At 70.2% G+C, this 14954-nt stretch carries 15 protein-coding genes; 2 read left to right on the top strand and 13 right to left on the bottom strand.

The features are described 5' to 3' along the window. Positions 1 to 90: 90 nt before the first annotated feature. The 3 genes from C2865_RS23040 to C2865_RS40910 all read right to left on the bottom strand — a co-directional run bounded on the left by C2865_RS23040 (position 91) and on the right by C2865_RS40910 (position 2104). Positions 91 to 903 carry an SDR family NAD(P)-dependent oxidoreductase gene (locus C2865_RS23040; protein WP_106400608.1) on the bottom strand — a complete coding sequence of 271 codons (813 nt, stop codon included), beginning with the start codon at positions 901 to 903 and terminating at the stop codon, positions 91 to 93. Between the two features lie 132 nt (positions 904 to 1035). Next, positions 1036 to 1716 (bottom strand): TetR/AcrR family transcriptional regulator, encoded by a 681-nt coding sequence (locus C2865_RS23035; RefSeq protein WP_106400607.1) that lies wholly within the window; start codon positions 1714 to 1716, stop codon positions 1036 to 1038. A gap of 4 nt (positions 1717 to 1720) precedes the next feature. Further along, positions 1721 to 2104 carry a hypothetical protein gene (locus C2865_RS40910; protein WP_106400606.1) on the bottom strand — a complete coding sequence of 128 codons (384 nt, stop codon included), beginning with the start codon at positions 2102 to 2104 and terminating at the stop codon, positions 1721 to 1723. A 423-nt stretch (positions 2105 to 2527) separates the two neighbouring features. Here C2865_RS40910 and C2865_RS23020 point away from each other — a divergent pair, with 423 nt between their 5' ends. Then, the gene (locus C2865_RS23020) at positions 2528 to 3586 is read left to right on the top strand and encodes an NAD(P)H-dependent amine dehydrogenase family protein (protein ID WP_106400604.1); all 1059 of its coding nucleotides are present in this window, start codon (positions 2528 to 2530) and stop codon (positions 3584 to 3586) included. 387 nt (positions 3587 to 3973) lie between these two features. Here C2865_RS23020 and C2865_RS23015 read toward each other — a convergent pair whose 3' ends face one another. Together C2865_RS23015 and C2865_RS23010 are read right to left on the bottom strand one after the other, a co-directional pair. Continuing rightward, the gene (locus C2865_RS23015) at positions 3974 to 4561 is read right to left on the bottom strand and encodes a TetR/AcrR family transcriptional regulator (protein ID WP_232835762.1); all 588 of its coding nucleotides are present in this window, start codon (positions 4559 to 4561) and stop codon (positions 3974 to 3976) included. 36 nt (positions 4562 to 4597) lie between these two features. Next, on the bottom strand, positions 4598 to 5869 hold the full coding sequence (locus tag C2865_RS23010; protein ID WP_106400603.1) for a PucR family transcriptional regulator: 1272 nt from the start codon (positions 5867 to 5869) through the stop codon (positions 4598 to 4600). A gap of 462 nt (positions 5870 to 6331) precedes the next feature. On the opposite strand from C2865_RS23010, the gene C2865_RS23005 reads away from it, so the two are divergent. Beyond that, positions 6332 to 7657: a GDSL-type esterase/lipase family protein gene (locus C2865_RS23005; protein WP_198653518.1), complete on the top strand. Its 1326-nt coding sequence runs from the start codon at positions 6332 to 6334 to the stop codon at positions 7655 to 7657. Between the two features lie 95 nt (positions 7658 to 7752). On the opposite strand, the gene C2865_RS23000 is transcribed toward C2865_RS23005, so the two are convergent. From C2865_RS23000 to C2865_RS22965, 8 genes are read right to left on the bottom strand one after another with little or no spacing between them, the layout of a single operon-like run. Beyond that, positions 7753 to 9201, bottom strand: coding sequence for an aldehyde dehydrogenase (locus C2865_RS23000; protein WP_106400602.1), 1449 nt, complete (start codon positions 9199 to 9201; stop codon positions 7753 to 7755). 28 nt (positions 9202 to 9229) lie between these two features. Then, complete coding sequence (locus C2865_RS22995) at positions 9230 to 9550, bottom strand: hypothetical protein (protein WP_106400601.1); 321 nt, start codon at positions 9548 to 9550, stop codon at positions 9230 to 9232. Positions 9551 to 9569: 19 nt separating this feature from the next. Beyond that, the gene (locus C2865_RS22990) at positions 9570 to 10823 is read right to left on the bottom strand and encodes a metal-dependent hydrolase family protein (RefSeq protein WP_106400600.1); all 1254 of its coding nucleotides are present in this window, start codon (positions 10821 to 10823) and stop codon (positions 9570 to 9572) included. Continuing rightward, on the bottom strand, positions 10820 to 11152 hold the full coding sequence (locus tag C2865_RS22985; protein ID WP_106400599.1) for a hypothetical protein: 333 nt from the start codon (positions 11150 to 11152) through the stop codon (positions 10820 to 10822). Before C2865_RS22985 ends, C2865_RS22990 begins: the two co-directional genes overlap by 4 nt. Further along, the gene (locus tag C2865_RS22980) at positions 11149 to 12429 is read right to left on the bottom strand and encodes an aromatic ring-hydroxylating oxygenase subunit alpha (RefSeq protein WP_106400598.1); all 1281 of its coding nucleotides are present in this window, start codon (positions 12427 to 12429) and stop codon (positions 11149 to 11151) included. The genes C2865_RS22985 and C2865_RS22980 overlap by 4 nt, the downstream gene beginning before the upstream one ends. Before the next feature lie 43 nt (positions 12430 to 12472). Then, entirely contained in the window at positions 12473 to 13315 is an 843-nt protein-coding gene (locus C2865_RS22975) for a TauD/TfdA dioxygenase family protein (protein ID WP_106400597.1), read from the bottom strand. 42 nt (positions 13316 to 13357) lie between these two features. Beyond that, positions 13358 to 13690 carry a hypothetical protein gene (locus C2865_RS22970; RefSeq protein ID WP_106400596.1) on the bottom strand — a complete coding sequence of 111 codons (333 nt, stop codon included), beginning with the start codon at positions 13688 to 13690 and terminating at the stop codon, positions 13358 to 13360. Continuing rightward, entirely contained in the window at positions 13687 to 14952 is a 1266-nt protein-coding gene (locus tag C2865_RS22965) for an aromatic ring-hydroxylating oxygenase subunit alpha (RefSeq protein WP_106400595.1), read from the bottom strand. The genes C2865_RS22970 and C2865_RS22965 overlap by 4 nt, the downstream gene beginning before the upstream one ends. Between the last annotated feature and the right edge of the window lie 2 nt (positions 14953 to 14954).

Here is a 14954-nt window from a genome sequence, read left to right as displayed (position 1 = left end):
ACGGCAGACCGGCAGGCGGATTCCGTCCTCAGCCGATCGGTTCTCGGCGGAGAGCCGTACGAGACCCGCTGAGTGCGGCGCCGTCTGCGCTCAGAAGTCGGAGCCCCCGTCGACGTTGATGTCGGCACCGGTCATGTAGGTGTTGGCCCGGGAGGCGGCGAAGGCGATGACCGGGCCGATCTCGGAAGGGCGGGCGACGCGGCCGAGGTGGGCGGGGTGGCCGAAGTCCTCGCCGATGATCCGCATCGCGGCATGGAGGTCGTCGAGGTCGATGCGCCGTTCGGGCGGGAGCGCCGCCAGATAGCCCTTCATGCCCTCGGACAGGAACGAGCCGGGAGAGACGGTGTTGACGAGGATGCCCTCGGCGGCGAGGGTCAGGGACAGGTTCTTGCTGAAGCTGGTGAGAGCCGCCTTGGCCGCGGTGTAGGCGACCAACCCTGCCGACTGGCGCCGCACCGAGTGGGCCGAGACGTTGACGATCCTCGCCCACGCGGCCTTGCGCAGCCATGGGAGCGCGGCGCGGGCGCACCGTGCGGCGCTGAGAGTGCCGATGTCGAAGGTCGCCTGCCATTCGTCGTCGTCGAGTTCGTCGAAGCGGCGGCCGACACCGACGTCGACAGGGCCTGCGGCGTTGACCAGGACGTTGATCTCGCCCCAGCGCGCACCGATCTCGGCGAACGCGGCGTCGACCCCGGCGCGGTCGGTGAGGTCGGTGGAGAGCTGCAGCACTTCGGGCGAGCCGAGGGCCTCCAGCGCGGAGGCGGTGTCGGCCAACGCCTGCGCACCGCGTGCCAGCAACGCGACGCGGGCGCCTTCCCCGGCCATGACCTCAGCGGCGGCGCGGCCCATGCCCTTGGACCCTCCGTTGACGACGACGGCCGCGCCGCCCAGTCCGAGATCCATCAGCTGCTCCTCCTGGTATGCGGGTTCGAAGGCGAGGGCCGCCGACCCTGGAGGCAGACCGGGCGCTCAACCGGTCGGCGGCCTCCGCGGCTTACGGCCCGCGTTCAAGAATGACCATATTGGATATTGTATTTAATCATTCACAGGAGGGATACAGGCGGACTCCGGCAGAGAGGTGTCCTTCGGCGCGGGTCCGAGTTGCCGGAGGACCGCGTCGACGATGGCGGCGCGGTCGCGGCGGCTGTCGATCTCGGCGGGGAACAGGAGCCGGTCCAGGGCCAGGCCGCGCAGGGCGAGGAACAGGACACGTCCGGCGGTGCCGTCGTCGTCCGGGAAGACGGCTCGGGCCAGGCGGGCCACCTCGGTCCCGAACGGTTCCAGCCGCGTCTGGAGGACGCGGCCGCGTTCGGTCCGAGTCGCCACGTGGATCTCCGGTCCCGCGCGGGACAGCGGGGTGGTGTAGGCGCGCCAGCCCGCCTCGACCAGGGCCTCGACGCGGGCGCGCGGCGGACCGTCGGGAACGTCGGGAACGTCGATCGAGCCCATCGCGGCGACGAGTTCGCGCAGCCCTGCCTCGAGCACGGCCGCGAGGATGCCGTCGCGGTCGCCGAAGTGGTACTGCACGACACCCCAGGTGACACCCGCGCGTTCGGCGATGTGCCGCGCGCTGGCGGCGCCGAACCCTCGCTCCAGAACGCAGGCGACGGTCTCGTCGATGATGTGCGCGCGGGTGGCCTCCGCACGTGCCTGGCGACCGGTGCCGGGTCGCGTCGGACGGGCGCGGCCGAGCGGGGCGGGCGGTCGTCTCTCCATGGCGTCAGCGCATCACACGGCCCACCAGCACGGCAGGCAGGTCGGCGACCGTGAGCAGTCCCGGCTCGGCCGCGCAGACCGCCTCGATCGCGTTGACGACGCGCGCCGCGGACGCCACCACGCCGGGCAGGGCCATCATGACCGGTCCGGCCTCCGGCGCCGTCCCGAAGCCGAAGGTGACGCCGGTGAAGTCGCCGTAGTCGAAGATCTCCTGCACCGCGACACGGGTCGCCGTCTCCGCGAGGCTCAACGCCGCCAGCGCGAGGATGTCGCCGGAGTATCCGGGGTCGATCCCGTTGACGTAGAGCGAGCTGCCGCCTGCACGGCAGGCCTCTTCGAGGGGTTCGACCAGCCAGGCGTCGGCGCTGCGGGGGTTGACCAGCCACACCAGGGACGTCGAGACGACGTTGACGCCGGCGCGCAGGAACGCGCACAGGTCGGCCAGAGCCTCCTGGGGCCGGTCTCGGCCTGGGCGGTGAACACGGCGCAGTCCGCGCCGAGGGCCGCGAGCTCGTCCCGGTCGCCGGTCGCGGCGATACCTGTGGGCTCGGACAGGCCGCAGAGCTCGGCGGCGTCCCGGCCGGCCTTGGCGGGCGAGGAGGCGTGCACGCCGACGAGTTCGAGGTCGGGGCGCTCGATGATCATGCGCAGCGCCTCGCGTCCGACGTTGCCGGTGGAGAGCTGGATGACGCGATGTGCCATGCTCTCGCTCCTGTCGCGGGCTTGCCGGCAAAACATTGCATATTTTATGTTCCTGGTCCAGCGATGCCCGTGAACGGTCACCGCCCCACCCTGAACCGGAGATGACGCCGTGACCCACCTCCCCGAACGCCCTGTCCGCGTCGTCCAGTGGACGACCGGGAACGTCGCGCGGGCGACCGTCCGCGCGATCCTCCGCCGGCCCGACCTCGAGCTGGTCGGCTGCTACGCCTGGAGTCCCGACAAGGTGGGCCGGGACGCCGCGGAGCTCTGCCGCCTTCCCGAACCGTGCGGCGTCACGGCGACCGACGACGTCGAGGCGCTCCTGGAGTCCCGGCCGGACTGCGTCGTGTACACCCCGCTGCACATGGACGTCGACCTCGTCGAACGGATGCTCGGAGCGGGCGTCAACGTGGTGACGACCGCCGAGTTCCTGACCGGCCACAGCCTGCCCGGCGCGCGGGAGCGCCTGGAGGCGGCCGCGCGGGCAGGCGGCGCCAGCCTCTTCGGCAGCGGCATGAACCCGGGCTACGCGCAGCTGCTCGCCGCGGTGGCGACCGGGATCTGCCAGGAGGTGCGGCACGTCAGGTCGGTCGAGTCGGTGGACGTGAGCGGCTTCGCCGCCGACTCCAACATGGACGGCCTCGGCTGGGGCCGGCCGATCGGCGACGAGGGCCACGCCGACGACGTGCGGTCGGCCGTCGCCGTCTTCGAGGACGGCGTCCACGTGCTCGCCGACTGCCTGGCCCTCGAGCTCGACCGGGTCGACTGCCGGATCGGCTTCGGCGCGGCCGTCCGCGACCTCGACCTGCCCGGACGTCCCATCGCCCGCGGCACCGTCGCCGGGATCGACGTCCGCTTCGTCGGGATCGCCGACGGCCGCGAGGTCGTCGAACTCCACCAGCGGTGGGCGATGGACCGCGAGCTCGACCCCCCGATGCCCGTCGACCACGGCTACCGCATCGAGGTCGACGGCTCGCCGCAGGTGACCCTCACGCTGGGCATCCTCCCCGACCAGCCGCTGGAGACCCTGACCATCGAGGACATGCACGGCATCGGGATGACCATCACCGCGATGCCCGTCGTGCACGCCATCCGGCACGTGGTGGCGGCCCGGCCCGGCATCGTCACCTACGCGGACCTGCCCGTCCCCTCCGCCGTACTCCCCTGACCGAGAACCCCGACACCTTCTGCGCCAGAAAACGTCCTCCGCCACCGTCCGGCGAAGCCTTGGCCAGCGGCCCCCGGTGGCTCGTCGACAGCGGGGAACAGCTCCGTTCCCGGCTCCAAAAGCTGACGCTGGACCCCGACGCGGCAGTCCGACGACAGGCGACGACGCTCCCGACCCGATTCCGTCGGCCTGGAAACACAGCGGTCCCGAAGCCGTCACCGCACTGACCGCTCGACCCGCATCCGAGCCGCACCGAGACGTTCACGGTCTTTATGCGGAGCGTTCGGCCACAGCAGGGCCGAGCCATGCGGGGCGTGTTCGGTTCCCCTCGTATTCGGTACACGCCCAGGCGAGCACGGCCGGTCTGCGTTCTTGCCGCGGGGAGGCTCAGTCGGGGTGCGGGGCGGTGGGGATCGGGGTTCTGATGCGCAGAATGCGACGGGCGATGGTGTACAGCTCGCGGCGTAGCTCGGTGTCCTCGAGGTCGGCCAGGAGGGGGTTGGCGGTGGCGAAGGCGAGGCCGCCGCTGACGATGAGCGCGATGACCAGGGTTTGGGTGTGGGGACGGGGGCCGATCAGGAGGACGCCGACGCGCTGCTGGAGGTCGCGCATGTCCGACCTGGTCTTCAGGTGCTGCTGGATGACCGGGTCGAACTGCAGGGCGATGAGGAGTTCGCGGTTGTCGATGAGAAGGTCGATGACGCCGTTCAGGAGGGTGTCGATTTGGTCTTTCCGGCGGAGTCGGCCTTCGGCGGCCTCGACGACGGTGGCGAGGCAGCGGAGATAAGGGGTGATCCCGGCCTCGACGAGATCGTCCTTGTTCTGGAAGTGGTAGTAGACCGCTGCTTTGGTGACGCCGATCTCGTCGGCGATCATCTGGAGTGAGGTGCCGTTGACGCCACGCCGCGCGAACAGGCCCATGGCGGCTTCGATCAGCCGTTCTCGTGCGGTTCCCGCAGGGTTCTTCCGGGCCATTTGCCGCACCTTAGCAACTCGGTGCGGTCAATGGCATCACCCGAAGGACCTGGCGGTGGCTGCTTTCTGCTTTCGCGGACCGGAGTTCTTGCGTTGCTTTCGTCTTCGGCGGGGAAGCGTCAGCTGGCGGGCGCGCAGGGCGAGTTGCATCTCGAAGCGCCAGTCCGGGTCGTTGAGGCGGTCGGGGAACAGTTCTGCGATGCGGCGCATCCGATAGCGGACCGTCTGGGGGTGGACCCGGAGCAGGGTCGCGGTTTCGATGACCGAGTTGCCGGTGCTGATCCAGGCGAGCAGCGTCTCGCACAGGAGGTCGCGCTGGTCGTGGTTGAGTTCGGCGAAGGGTGCCAGCGCGCGTTGGCAGAGGATCCGCATGCAGGCGTCGTCACTGAACAGATGCATCGTGGCGAGGTGGTCTTCGCAGCGGATGTGCTCTTCGGCGGGGAGCACGCCCTGGGACTTCATGACCAGTGCTCGGCGGGCCAGGCCGAAGGAGTGCGCCGTCTCCTCCAGCGGGACGGTGGGCCCGAGGGCGAACACCACGCCCTTGAACGCACGACGCAGATGGTGGTAGCGGGCCGGCGAGGGGTGCGAGGGGATGAGGAGGCACGGATCCGGCCGCTCCAGATCGACGAGGACGTCGGGATCCAGCGCTGGCGGGATCACACGGCGGGCGTCGTAGCCCTCGCCGACCGCCACGCACGCCACGCTGTTGGGCAGCGGCCATCGCGCCTGCCGGGAGAGTTCGGTCAACCGCGTCCGCACGGTCCGGGCGGGCTCGGTCAGCAGAAGGTGCAGCAGCCGCCGCCGCATGTGCTCGAAGGCCCCGGATGCCTGGGCGCTCAGCTCGTTGAACGCACCGACCGACAGTTCCGCCATCTCCTCGGTGAAGGCGAGGACGCTGTCGGCCAGCAGGTACATCCGGTCGGGAGCGATACCGGCTTGGTGTCCGATCTGAGCGAAACGCCGCCAGGTGAGCCGGGCGCTGATCCGGTAGGCGGTCTGCAGGACGTCCAGGCTGCGGTTCTCACGGAACTCACCGCGACCGAGGGCTCGGTAGAACTCGGCGTGCTGGTTTTCGATGGGCGAGTCGGCGATGAACTGCGCGAGGAACTGGTGCAGCCCCCTTTCGATGCCGATCCGAACGGTATCGCCGAGCGCTCCCCGCAGCGGGGCGGCGTATTCGGGGATCTGCTCCCGGATCTCGTGGACGATCTCCTCTGCCAAAGCGGGCAGTTCGGGGTGCAGAAGGGCTGCGATCTCCAGTCCCGCAGAGCCGGGGTCCACCACGTCGCTCCAATGCTCGAACATGGGAGTCCTCTCGATGTCGAGCCCAGAGACTAGACGATCGGCTAAGAAACTTCTAGCCGATCGTTTAACAGCTCGGCACGCTTCCAGAACGATTTCCCCTGGCCGGAAACCACCTCGGCGGGAGGAGGAGCGGTGGCGGGAGACCAGAGGATCACCTCCGTGTCCGGAGGCGACCTCCCGCCCCCTCCCCGGCGGACGTGCGCCCCGCACCGTCGCCGTCCCCGGCACCGCGCTGCGAAAGCTCCAGGCCAGGCGCTATCCGGCAGGTCTCTGCAGATTACCGAAAGCAGGCTTCTTTGTAGCATTCCGCACAATAGGGACACTCGGACTGTCATGGCGATGAATGGCGAGACCGGTTTCTGCGTCTGTTTACTTCACACCGATCTTCATCCACCGCACTGATCCGCAAGGCCACGGCGGTCTCGCTCGGCATGCGGGCACAAGGATGATCCTGAGGGGACCATGATGCGCATCGAAACCCGAAGACAGGTCTGCCGAACAGCCATCGCGGCGTGCGCGCTGGTGGCGGCCGCCCTGCCCGCAGCGCGGGTGCAGGCTGTTCCGGAGCACAGGCGGGCGGCCCTCCCATGCACGGCACAGGGATGGGTGGCGAGCTGGGCGGCCAGCCCGAGCGACGGGGTGGTCCCCTTCGACGCCTCTCTGCGCGGCGTCCCCACGACGCTCACCGGCCAGACCGTCCGCATGGTGATCACACCGCATCTGGGCGGCTCCTCGGTGCGGGTGCGGCTGAGCAACCGGTTCGGCCGCGAACCGGTGACGTTCGGGCGGGTGACGATCGCACCGCAGACCCAGGGCGCCGCGATCGGCACTCCGGTGCCGCTGGCCTTCGACGGTTCGGCGTCGGTCACCGTTCCCGCCGGCCAGGACGTCGTCAGCGACGCGGCCTCGCTGACGTTCGCGGCGTTCACCCCGCTGTCCGTCAGCATCTTCCTGCCCCGGCGCACCGAAGCGGCGACCAAGCACTGGAACGCCAACGCCACGTCGTTCTACGCAGGCAAGAACACCGGCGACCTCACCGGCCGTGCAACCGCGGACGGTTTCGCGAACAAGACGCTCAGCTGGCTGTTCGTCGCAGGCCTGGACGTTCAGTCCAACGCCCGGGCAGTCGTGGCGTTCGGTGACTCCATCACCGACGGATTCGTCGGCGGCGGCAGGCTCAGCATCCCCGCCGACGCCTCGGTGGCCGACAAGAACGGCCGCTACCCCGACGAACTCCAGCGCCGCCTCGACGCCGCCGACCTGGGAATCTCCGTGGTCAACGCGGGCATCGGCAGCAACCAGCTACTGGGCGGCCTCGGCCTGATGGACGGCCCCAGCGGCCTGTCCCGCTTCCGCAAGGACGCTCTCGACATCCCCGGTGCCACCGGCGTCCTGGTCCTGGAGGGCATCAACGACCTCGGCCTGCGCATCGGCGTCACCCCCGCCGAGATCCAGGACGGCTACATCCGGCTCATCACTCAGGCCCACGCAGCCGGCAAGAAGATCTGGCTGGGCACGCTCACACCCGCCGCCAACGCCCTCATCGACGGGACCGCCACCGCTCCCGACAGCGAGAAGCACCGCCAGCAGGTCAACACCTGGATCCGCGACCAGACGCTGGCCGACGGCGTCGTCGACTTCGACGCCGCCGTCCGGGACCCCGCCGAGCCCTCCCAGCTCCTGCCCGCCTACGCCAGCCCCGACGACCTCCACCCCAGCCTCGAGGGCTACAAGAAGATGGCCGCCGCCGTCCCCCTCGACCTCCTCGACACCGCCCCCTGCCCCTGACCTGAGGGAGTGCGTTCAGCGAGAGGCGGCGGCGGTCCTTGCACGGGCGGTGGCGCGGCAGCGCGGCGTCGGAAGGGCTCCTGGCCGGTGGCCGGTCACGGGGCGGCGACGGAGATGGACTTGGTGTCGAGGTGGCCCTCGATGCCCTCGGGGCCCAGTTCCCGGCCGATGCCGCTGTCCTTGACGCCGCCGAACGGCGCGGCGGGGTCCATGGAGTAGGGCTGGTTGACGCCGAAGGTTCCGGCGGCGACGCGGCGGGCGACGGCCAGTCCGTGGTCGGTGTCGGGGGTCCAGACGGAGCCGGACAGGCCGTAACGGGTGTCGTTGGCCAGGTGCACGGCGTGGTCCTCGTCGTCGTAGGGGATGACGGTGAGGACCGGTCCGAAGATCTCCTCCTGGGCGATGCGGCTGCCGTTGTCGGCGCGGGCGAACAGAGTGGGGCGGATGTACCAGCCGGAGCCCGCCGCGGCCGGGGGCGCGGCCCCGCCGGTGGCCAGGGCGGCGCCCTCCTTCTCCCCCAGTTCGATGTAGGCCCGCACCCGCTCCTGCTGGCGGCGGCTGACCAGGGGACCGACTTCGGTGGCGGGGTCGGCGGGGTCGGCGACGACGAGGGCGTCCATCATCGCGGCGAGGGCGTCGACGTGCTCGTCGTGCCGGGAGCGCGGGACCAGGATCCGGGTCTGGGCGACGCAGGCCTGGCCGCTGTTCATCAGGCCGGCGACCTTGATGCCGGCGGCGGTCGTGGCGGGGTCGGCGTCGTCCAGGACGATGGCGGCCGATTTGCCGCCCAGCTCCAGGTTGACGCGTTTGAGGGCGGCGCCGCATGCGGCGGCGACCTGGGCGCCGACGGCGGTGGAACCGGTGAAGGACACGCGGTCGACGCCGGGGTGGCCGACCAGGTGCGCGCCGAGTGCGCCGTCGCCGGGCAGCACGCTGATCACGCCGGGCGGGAAGCCGGCCTGTTCGGTGAGGCCGGCGAGGAGGTAGGCGTCCAGCGGCGTCTCGGGAGAGGGTTTGAGGACGACGGGGCAGCCCGCCAGGAGTGCGGGGATGAGCTTCATCACCGCGAGCAGGGTCGGCATGTTCCACGGGACGATCGCGGCGACCACGCCGACCGGGGTGCGTTGCAGCAGGATGTCGCTGCCGTAGCGGCCGGGCCGGACCTGTTCCCAGTCCATGGTCTCGGCGATGTCGGCGAAGGCCCGCATCATGACGCCGGGCAGGGCGGCGTGGGCGGAGCGGGCGAAGGTGATCGGTGCGCCCATCTGGGCGCTGATCAGACGTGCGATGTCCTCGCGGCGCGGGTCGTACAGGTCGGCGAGCCTGCGGATCGCGGCGATCCGGTCGGCGGGCGGCAGATGGGGCCAAGGCCCCTGGTCGAACGCAGCCCGGGCTGCGGCGACGGCGGCGTCGGCGTCCTGCGCTGCGGGTGCGGCGATCCGGGCGATGGCCTGCTCGGTGTGCGGGGAGATGACCTCGATCGTCCGTCCGGTGCTCGGCGGTACCCAGGCTCCGCCGATGAACACGCGTTCTTCTACCTGCATGGGGATCCCTTCCGGCGGGTCGGGCCGGTCAGACGGTGTGGACGGCGATCTCGCGGCAGAACCACATCCGGGGCGGCGGGTCGGTGCTGACGCCGACGGGCGCCGACATCCGCCCGGCCTTGGCGGCCTCGGCGATCCGGGCCCGGACGGCGGTGATGTCGTCGGCGTCGAGCTCGTAGACCGCGATGTAGGGGGCGTCGTCGCCGAGCGCGGCGTATCTGCGGGCGGAGACGACTCCTTCGATCTGGAGCATCTCCTTGAAGTGGGTTCCCTCGTACCAGGCGTGGTAGGAGTCGGCGTCCTCGGGCGAGCCGGGGCGGGATTCGACGTACAGGATGCCTCGGGGCATGGGTGCGTTCCTTCGGTGGTCAGGCCGTGGGGGCGGGGGTCTTGTGGACGAGGCCGTCTTTCATGACGAAGCGGACGTCCTGCAGGAGGGTGATGTCACCGGCGGGGTCGCCGGGGACGGCGATGATGTCGGCGAGGAGGCCTTCGGCGAGCCGCCCGCGGTCGTCGACGCCGAGGAGGTCGGCGCTGACGACGGTGGCGGCCTGGATCGCCTGCATCGGGGTCATGCCGCGGTCGACCAGCGCCCACAGTTCCTTGGCGTTGTGGCCGTGCGGGATGGCGGGCGCGTCGGTGCCGCAGGCGATCTTGACTCCTGCGGCGATGGCCTTGCCGAGGGTGGCGCGGGCGCGCGGGAAGAGCGCTTCGGCTTTGCGGCGCAGCGCGGGCGGCGCGTTGGAGACGTCCAGGCCCTCGGACAGGTAGCTGGTGGGAACGAGGAACGTGCCGTGGTCGACCATCATCTTCAGGGTGTCGTCGGTGGCGAGGGACCCGTGCTCGATGCAGTCGACGCCCGCCCGGACGCAGGCGCGGATGCCCGCGTCCCCGTGGGCGTGGGCGGCGACCCTGATCCCCGCGCGGTGGGCCTCGTCGACGATGGCGGCGAGTTCATCGTCGGAGTACTGCTGGGCGCCGGCGGCGGTGCCGTGCGACATGACACCGCCGGACGCGGAGATCTTGATGACCCCGGCTCCGTGCTTGATCTGGTAGCGGACGGCCTTGCGGACCTCGGGAACCCCGTTGGCGATGCCCTCCTCGACGCTCAGCGGCATGATGCCCGGCGCGAGCTTCTGGAACATCGTCGGGTCCAGGTGCCCGCCGGTCGGGGTGATGGCGTGGCCGGCCGCGACGATGCGGGGGCCCTCGGCGTAGCCCTCGTCGATGGCGCGGCCGAGGTCGACGTCCAGGAGGTAGCCGCCGGTCTTCACCATCAGCCCGAGGTTGCGGACCGTGGTGAACCCGGCCAGCAGGGTGGTGCGGGCGTTGGCGGTGGCCCGCAGGGTCCGGTAGACGGGGTCGTCCTGGACGCCGTGCATCGGCTTGGGCAGCCCGCTGGGGGTGTCGGGGCCGCCGATGAGCAGGTTGATCTCCATGTCCATCAGGCCTGGCAGGAGCGTCATGTCGCCCAGGTCGACGCGGGTCGCGTCACGCGGCGTCGCGGGCGGGTCGATCGCGGTGATGAGGCCGTTCTCGACGAGGATGACCGCCGCCGAGCGGACCTCGCCCTTGTCGGCGTCGATCCACCGGTCGGCGGTCAGCACGATCGGACCCGTCACGGGACGGGCTCGATCAGGCAGTCGAGGGCGGCGGCGCCGGTGTCGGGGACGCGCTGCTGGCTCCACGCCTCGACGCAGAAGGAGATGGCGACCAGCGAGTACAGCAGGTGCATCAGATGCAGGACGTCCTCGGGGAGGTCGTCGAGGGGGTAGGCGTCGCAGTGGGCGAGCGCGGCCTCGGCGCGGGGGGTGGCCGCGTCGTAGAACGCCTGGATGTCGCTCATCGGGGTGGCCAGGCGCTTGGCGTACCGCTCGGCCTCGGTCGGCAGGCACCAGGCGGCGGCGAACGGTTCGAGGCCGGCGAACGCGGCGGGCAGCAGGGCGGTCATCGAGTCGTGCCCTTCTCGTTCTCGGCCTGGTAGTCGGCGATCCAGTCGGCGGTCACCTTGTGCAGGTGCCGGCAGAGGATCTCCTGGTCGTTGAGGTGGAAGTGGGTGACGGCCCGGGATTCGAGCATCGTCTGCGTCGCCTCCAGGGTGTTGCCGTCCTGGAGGGCGTACTCCTTGAACGTGACGGCGGCCATCTCGCGGGCGACGCGCTCGCGCGGGGTGCGGGAGGGGACGAAGTAGAGGTTCCCCTCGAAGGTGTGGCTGTTGTAGGAGGTCGGCCAGTACTGGTAGGTGAGGTACCAGCCGCTCGACCAGATGAGGATCGTGAAGTTGGGCCACAGCTGGAAGGAGTCCAGCCCCCACGGGTCGCAGCCCGCCGGGTTGAGGCCCACGGGCATCTTCTCCACGCCCAGGTCGGGCTTGTCCCACGGACCGAACAGGCCGCTGCGGGTGATGTCCTCCATCGGCTTGCGCATGTCCGGGGCGAGCTCCCACGCCACGATGCCGGAGGTGCTCACCAGGCGGTGCGGGCCTTCGAGCCGGTAGTGCGGCGCCTCGAACCCGGCCTGGGCGGCGGCGGCGGAGAAGGCGTCCGGCGTCTGGTTCGAGTGCAGCACGGGCGCGTGGTAGAACTCCTGGAAGGCGTCCATGAACAGCTTCCAGTTCGCGCCGACCTGCGACCGGTATTGCCACCGTTCGGTCATCTTGTCGAAGGGGTAGCCGTCCAGGTCGGTGATCATCGGGCCGAGGAACTCGGTGAGGGTCTGCTCCGGTTCGGGTGCGAGGTTGACGAAGACGAACCCCGACCACACCTCGCAGTGGACGGGAGCCAGGCCGGTGGCGTCCTTGTCGAGGTCGAAGAACTCACCCTCCTGCTGGACGAAGTTCAACCGGCCCTGGAGGTCGTAGCGCCAGCCGTGGTACTTGCAGGTGAACTGGCGGCAGGTGCCGGAGGTCTCCTCCCGCGGGAAGTCGTTCCACACCAGCTTGTTGCCGCGATGCCGGCAGATGTTGTGGAACGCCCGCACGACGTCGTCGGTGCCGCGGACGAGGATCAGGGAGGTCTTGGCGACCTCGATCTCCCGGGTGAAGTAGGAGCCCTTGCGCGGGAGCTGCTCGACGCGGCCGACGTTCAGCCACGCCCGCTTGAAGATCGCCTCGCGTTCCAGCTCGAAGGACTCCGGCGAGATGGAGTCCTCATAAGAGATCGGGGCGGTGCCGAGTTCGGGGTAGTGCTCGGTCCAGCTGCCCTCGGGGGGCTTGGGCCAGCGGGCCATGGGGTTCCTCCTGGGAATGGGGCGGGTGCGGTTCAGACCGGTGTCACTGGATGGGCTCGTCGCCCAGGACGGTGGTGCGGAGCATCTCCCGGGGGGAGGCGGGATCGTAGGGCGCCGCGCGGTGGATCACGCCCCGGTTGTCCCAGATGACGGTGTCCCCGACCGTCCACTCGTGCCGGTAGATCCGGTCCGGGGTGGTGCAGCGGGCCAGGAGCCCGTCCAGGAGGACGCGGCCGGCATCGCGGTCCATGCCGACGATGTGGTCGGTCGAGGCCCCCAGGACGAGGGAGCGGCGTCCGGACTTGTGGGTCCAGACCAGGGGGTGCTCCTTGGCGGGACGGCGGCGCCAGACCTCCAGCTGCTCAGGTGTCGGATCGGGGGTGACGAGCCGCTGGGAGGCCTCCAGGGAGTGCACGACCCGCAGCGCGGCGAACTGGCGCTTCTCCTCGTCGGTCAGCGTTTCGTAGGCGGCGTAGGAGCCGGCGAACTCGGTCTCGCCGCCGCGGTCGGCGACCTGCTTGGCGGTGAGGACGGTGGCCTTCTGCGGGAAGGCGTCGTCCTCGGGGGTGCAGCCGTCGATGTGCCAGTCGAAGGTGGCGCGCAGATAGGAGGCGGCGGAGTTCTTGGCGGTGTCGAGGCTGACCCGGTAGATCCCCGCCACCTCGTGGTGGCCGGGAGAGATGTCGATGTCGCCGAGCCTGCGGCAGAACGCGACCTGGGTCTCGGGGTCGAGGTGGAGGCCGCGGAAGACCAGGACGCCGTGGGCCTCCAGCGCCTCCATGATCAGCGGGGGCAGTGAGGCGTCGGCCGTCAGCCGTTCGGTGTCGACGCCGCGCACTTCCGCTCCGACCTGGTGTCCGAGCCTGTCAACGGTGATCGGCGGCATGCGGATCCCCTTTCGGTCGTGTCCGTCCGGGCGGGTTCGTGGTCACGGGACGGGCTCCTCGATGCGTTCCAGCTCGGCGTCGGCGGCGTCGGTCGCCTTGACCTGCTGGAAGATCTCCACCGACATCGCGACCATGACGAGGGAGTAGACGAGGTGGAGTAGAGCCAGGGCGTCGTCGGGCAGGTCGTCGAGGGGGAAGGCGTCGCAGTGGGCGATCGCCTCCTCCAGGCGCGGGAAGCAGGCGTCGTAGAACTCCTGCAGCTGCGGCATCGTCGAGGCCTGGCGGCGGGCGTAGCGCTCGGTCTCGGTCGCCAGGCACCAGGTCGCGGCGTACGGCTCCAGGTCGGCGAACGCCGGCGGCAGCACGGCGGTCATGACGCCGCCGCCTTGCGCTGGTGGTCCCGGACCCATGCGGCGACGACATGGTGGAAGTGGCGGACCAGGACCTCCTGGTCGTTGACCGGGAACCCCTCGATGATCTTGTTGGCGTAAGCCGACTCCAGCGCGGTCTGGGTGCCGGTCAGCATGCCGGCGTCCTGGAGCGCGAACTCCTTGAACACCACGGCGGCGACCTCGTGCTCGATCCGCTCGCGCACCGTGGTGGCCGGCTGGAAGCACAGCATCCCCTCGAACCGGTGGCTGCCGGGAGAGGTCGGCCAGTACCGGTACATCAGGTACCAGCCGCGGTAGATGAGGATCTCCACGTTGGGGAAGATCTGGAAGTTGTCGATGCCCCAGGGGTCGATCTTGCCGGGATTGAGGCCGGGGGGCGGCTCGCCGATGTCGGGCGACTCCCACGGGCCGACCAGGCCGCTGCGGGTGGTCCGCTCGATCGGGTACATGTACTCCGGCGGCAGCGTCCAGCGGCGGGCGCCGCCGGTGGACACCAGCCGGTGCGGGCCGTCCAGCTGGAAGTGCGCGCACTCGAATCCCGCGCCGGTCCGCACGGGCGCGGGGACCTGCTGCGGGTGCAGCGACGGCACGTGGTAGTACTCCTGGAAGGCGTCGGCGAACAGCTTCCAGTTGCTGTGGTTGTCGCCCTGGAAGACGTACCGTTCGGTCATCTTGTCGAAGGGGTAGCCGTCCAGGTCGGTGATCATCGGGCCGAGGAACTCGGTGAGGGTCTGCTCCGGTTCGGGTGCGAGGTTGACGAAGACGAACCCCGACCACACCTCGCAGTGGACGGGAGCCAGGCCGGTGGCGTCCTTGTCGAGGTCGAAGAACTCACCCTCCTGCTGGACGAAGTTCAACCGGCCCTGGAGGTCGTAGCGCCAGCCGTGGTACTTGCAGGTGAACTGGCGGCAGGTGCCGGAGGTCTCCTCCCGCGGGAAGTCGTTCCACATCAGCTTGTTGCCACGATGCCGGCACATGTTGTGGAAGGCGCGGATCTGCCCGTCCAGGCCGTGGACGATGACGAGCGAGGTGTCCGCGACCTCGATCTCCTTGGTGAAGTAGGAGCCCTTGCGCGGGAGCTGCTCGACGCGGCCGACGTTCAGCCACGCCCGCTTGAAGATCGCCTCACGTTCCAGCTCGTAGAACTCCGGCGAGACCGAGTCCTCGAACGAGATCGGGGCGGTGCCGAGTTCGGGGTAGTGCTCGGTCCAGCTGCCCTCGGGGGGCTTGGGCCAGCGTGCCACGT

The sequence above is a fragment of the Actinocorallia populi genome, assembly GCF_002995495.1.
Lineage (GTDB): Bacteria > Actinomycetota > Actinomycetes > Streptosporangiales > Streptosporangiaceae > Actinocorallia > Actinocorallia populi.
This window is presented reverse-complemented; position numbering and strand designations above follow the sequence as displayed.

What these genes read in the sequence shown, in the direction of transcription:
- C2865_RS23040 (WP_106400608.1), bottom strand. Translation starts at nt 903, where the DNA reads ATGGATCTCGGACTGGGCGGCGCGGCCGTCGTCGTCAACGGAGGGTCC.
- C2865_RS22970 (WP_106400596.1), bottom strand. Translation starts at nt 13,690, where the DNA reads ATGACCGCCGTGCTGCCGCCGGCGTTCGCCGACCTGGAGCCGTACGCC.
- C2865_RS23010 (WP_106400603.1), bottom strand. Translation starts at nt 5,869, where the DNA reads ATGTTCGAGCATTGGAGCGACGTGGTGGACCCCGGCTCTGCGGGACTG.
- C2865_RS23000 (WP_106400602.1), bottom strand. Translation starts at nt 9,201, where the DNA reads ATGCAGGTAGAAGAACGCGTGTTCATCGGCGGAGCCTGGGTACCGCCG.
- C2865_RS22980 (WP_106400598.1), bottom strand. Translation starts at nt 12,429, where the DNA reads ATGGCCCGCTGGCCCAAGCCCCCCGAGGGCAGCTGGACCGAGCACTAC.
- C2865_RS23005 (WP_198653518.1), top strand. Translation starts at nt 6,332, where the DNA reads ATGATGCGCATCGAAACCCGAAGACAGGTCTGCCGAACAGCCATCGCG.
- C2865_RS22975 (WP_106400597.1), bottom strand. Translation starts at nt 13,315, where the DNA reads ATGCCGCCGATCACCGTTGACAGGCTCGGACACCAGGTCGGAGCGGAA.
- C2865_RS23015 (WP_232835762.1), bottom strand. Translation starts at nt 4,561, where the DNA reads ATGGCCCGGAAGAACCCTGCGGGAACCGCACGAGAACGGCTGATCGAA.
- C2865_RS22985 (WP_106400599.1), bottom strand. Translation starts at nt 11,152, where the DNA reads ATGACCGCCCTGCTGCCCGCCGCGTTCGCCGGCCTCGAACCGTTCGCC.
- C2865_RS22995 (WP_106400601.1), bottom strand. Translation starts at nt 9,550, where the DNA reads ATGCCCCGAGGCATCCTGTACGTCGAATCCCGCCCCGGCTCGCCCGAG.
- C2865_RS23035 (WP_106400607.1), bottom strand. Translation starts at nt 1,716, where the DNA reads ATGGAGAGACGACCGCCCGCCCCGCTCGGCCGCGCCCGTCCGACGCGA.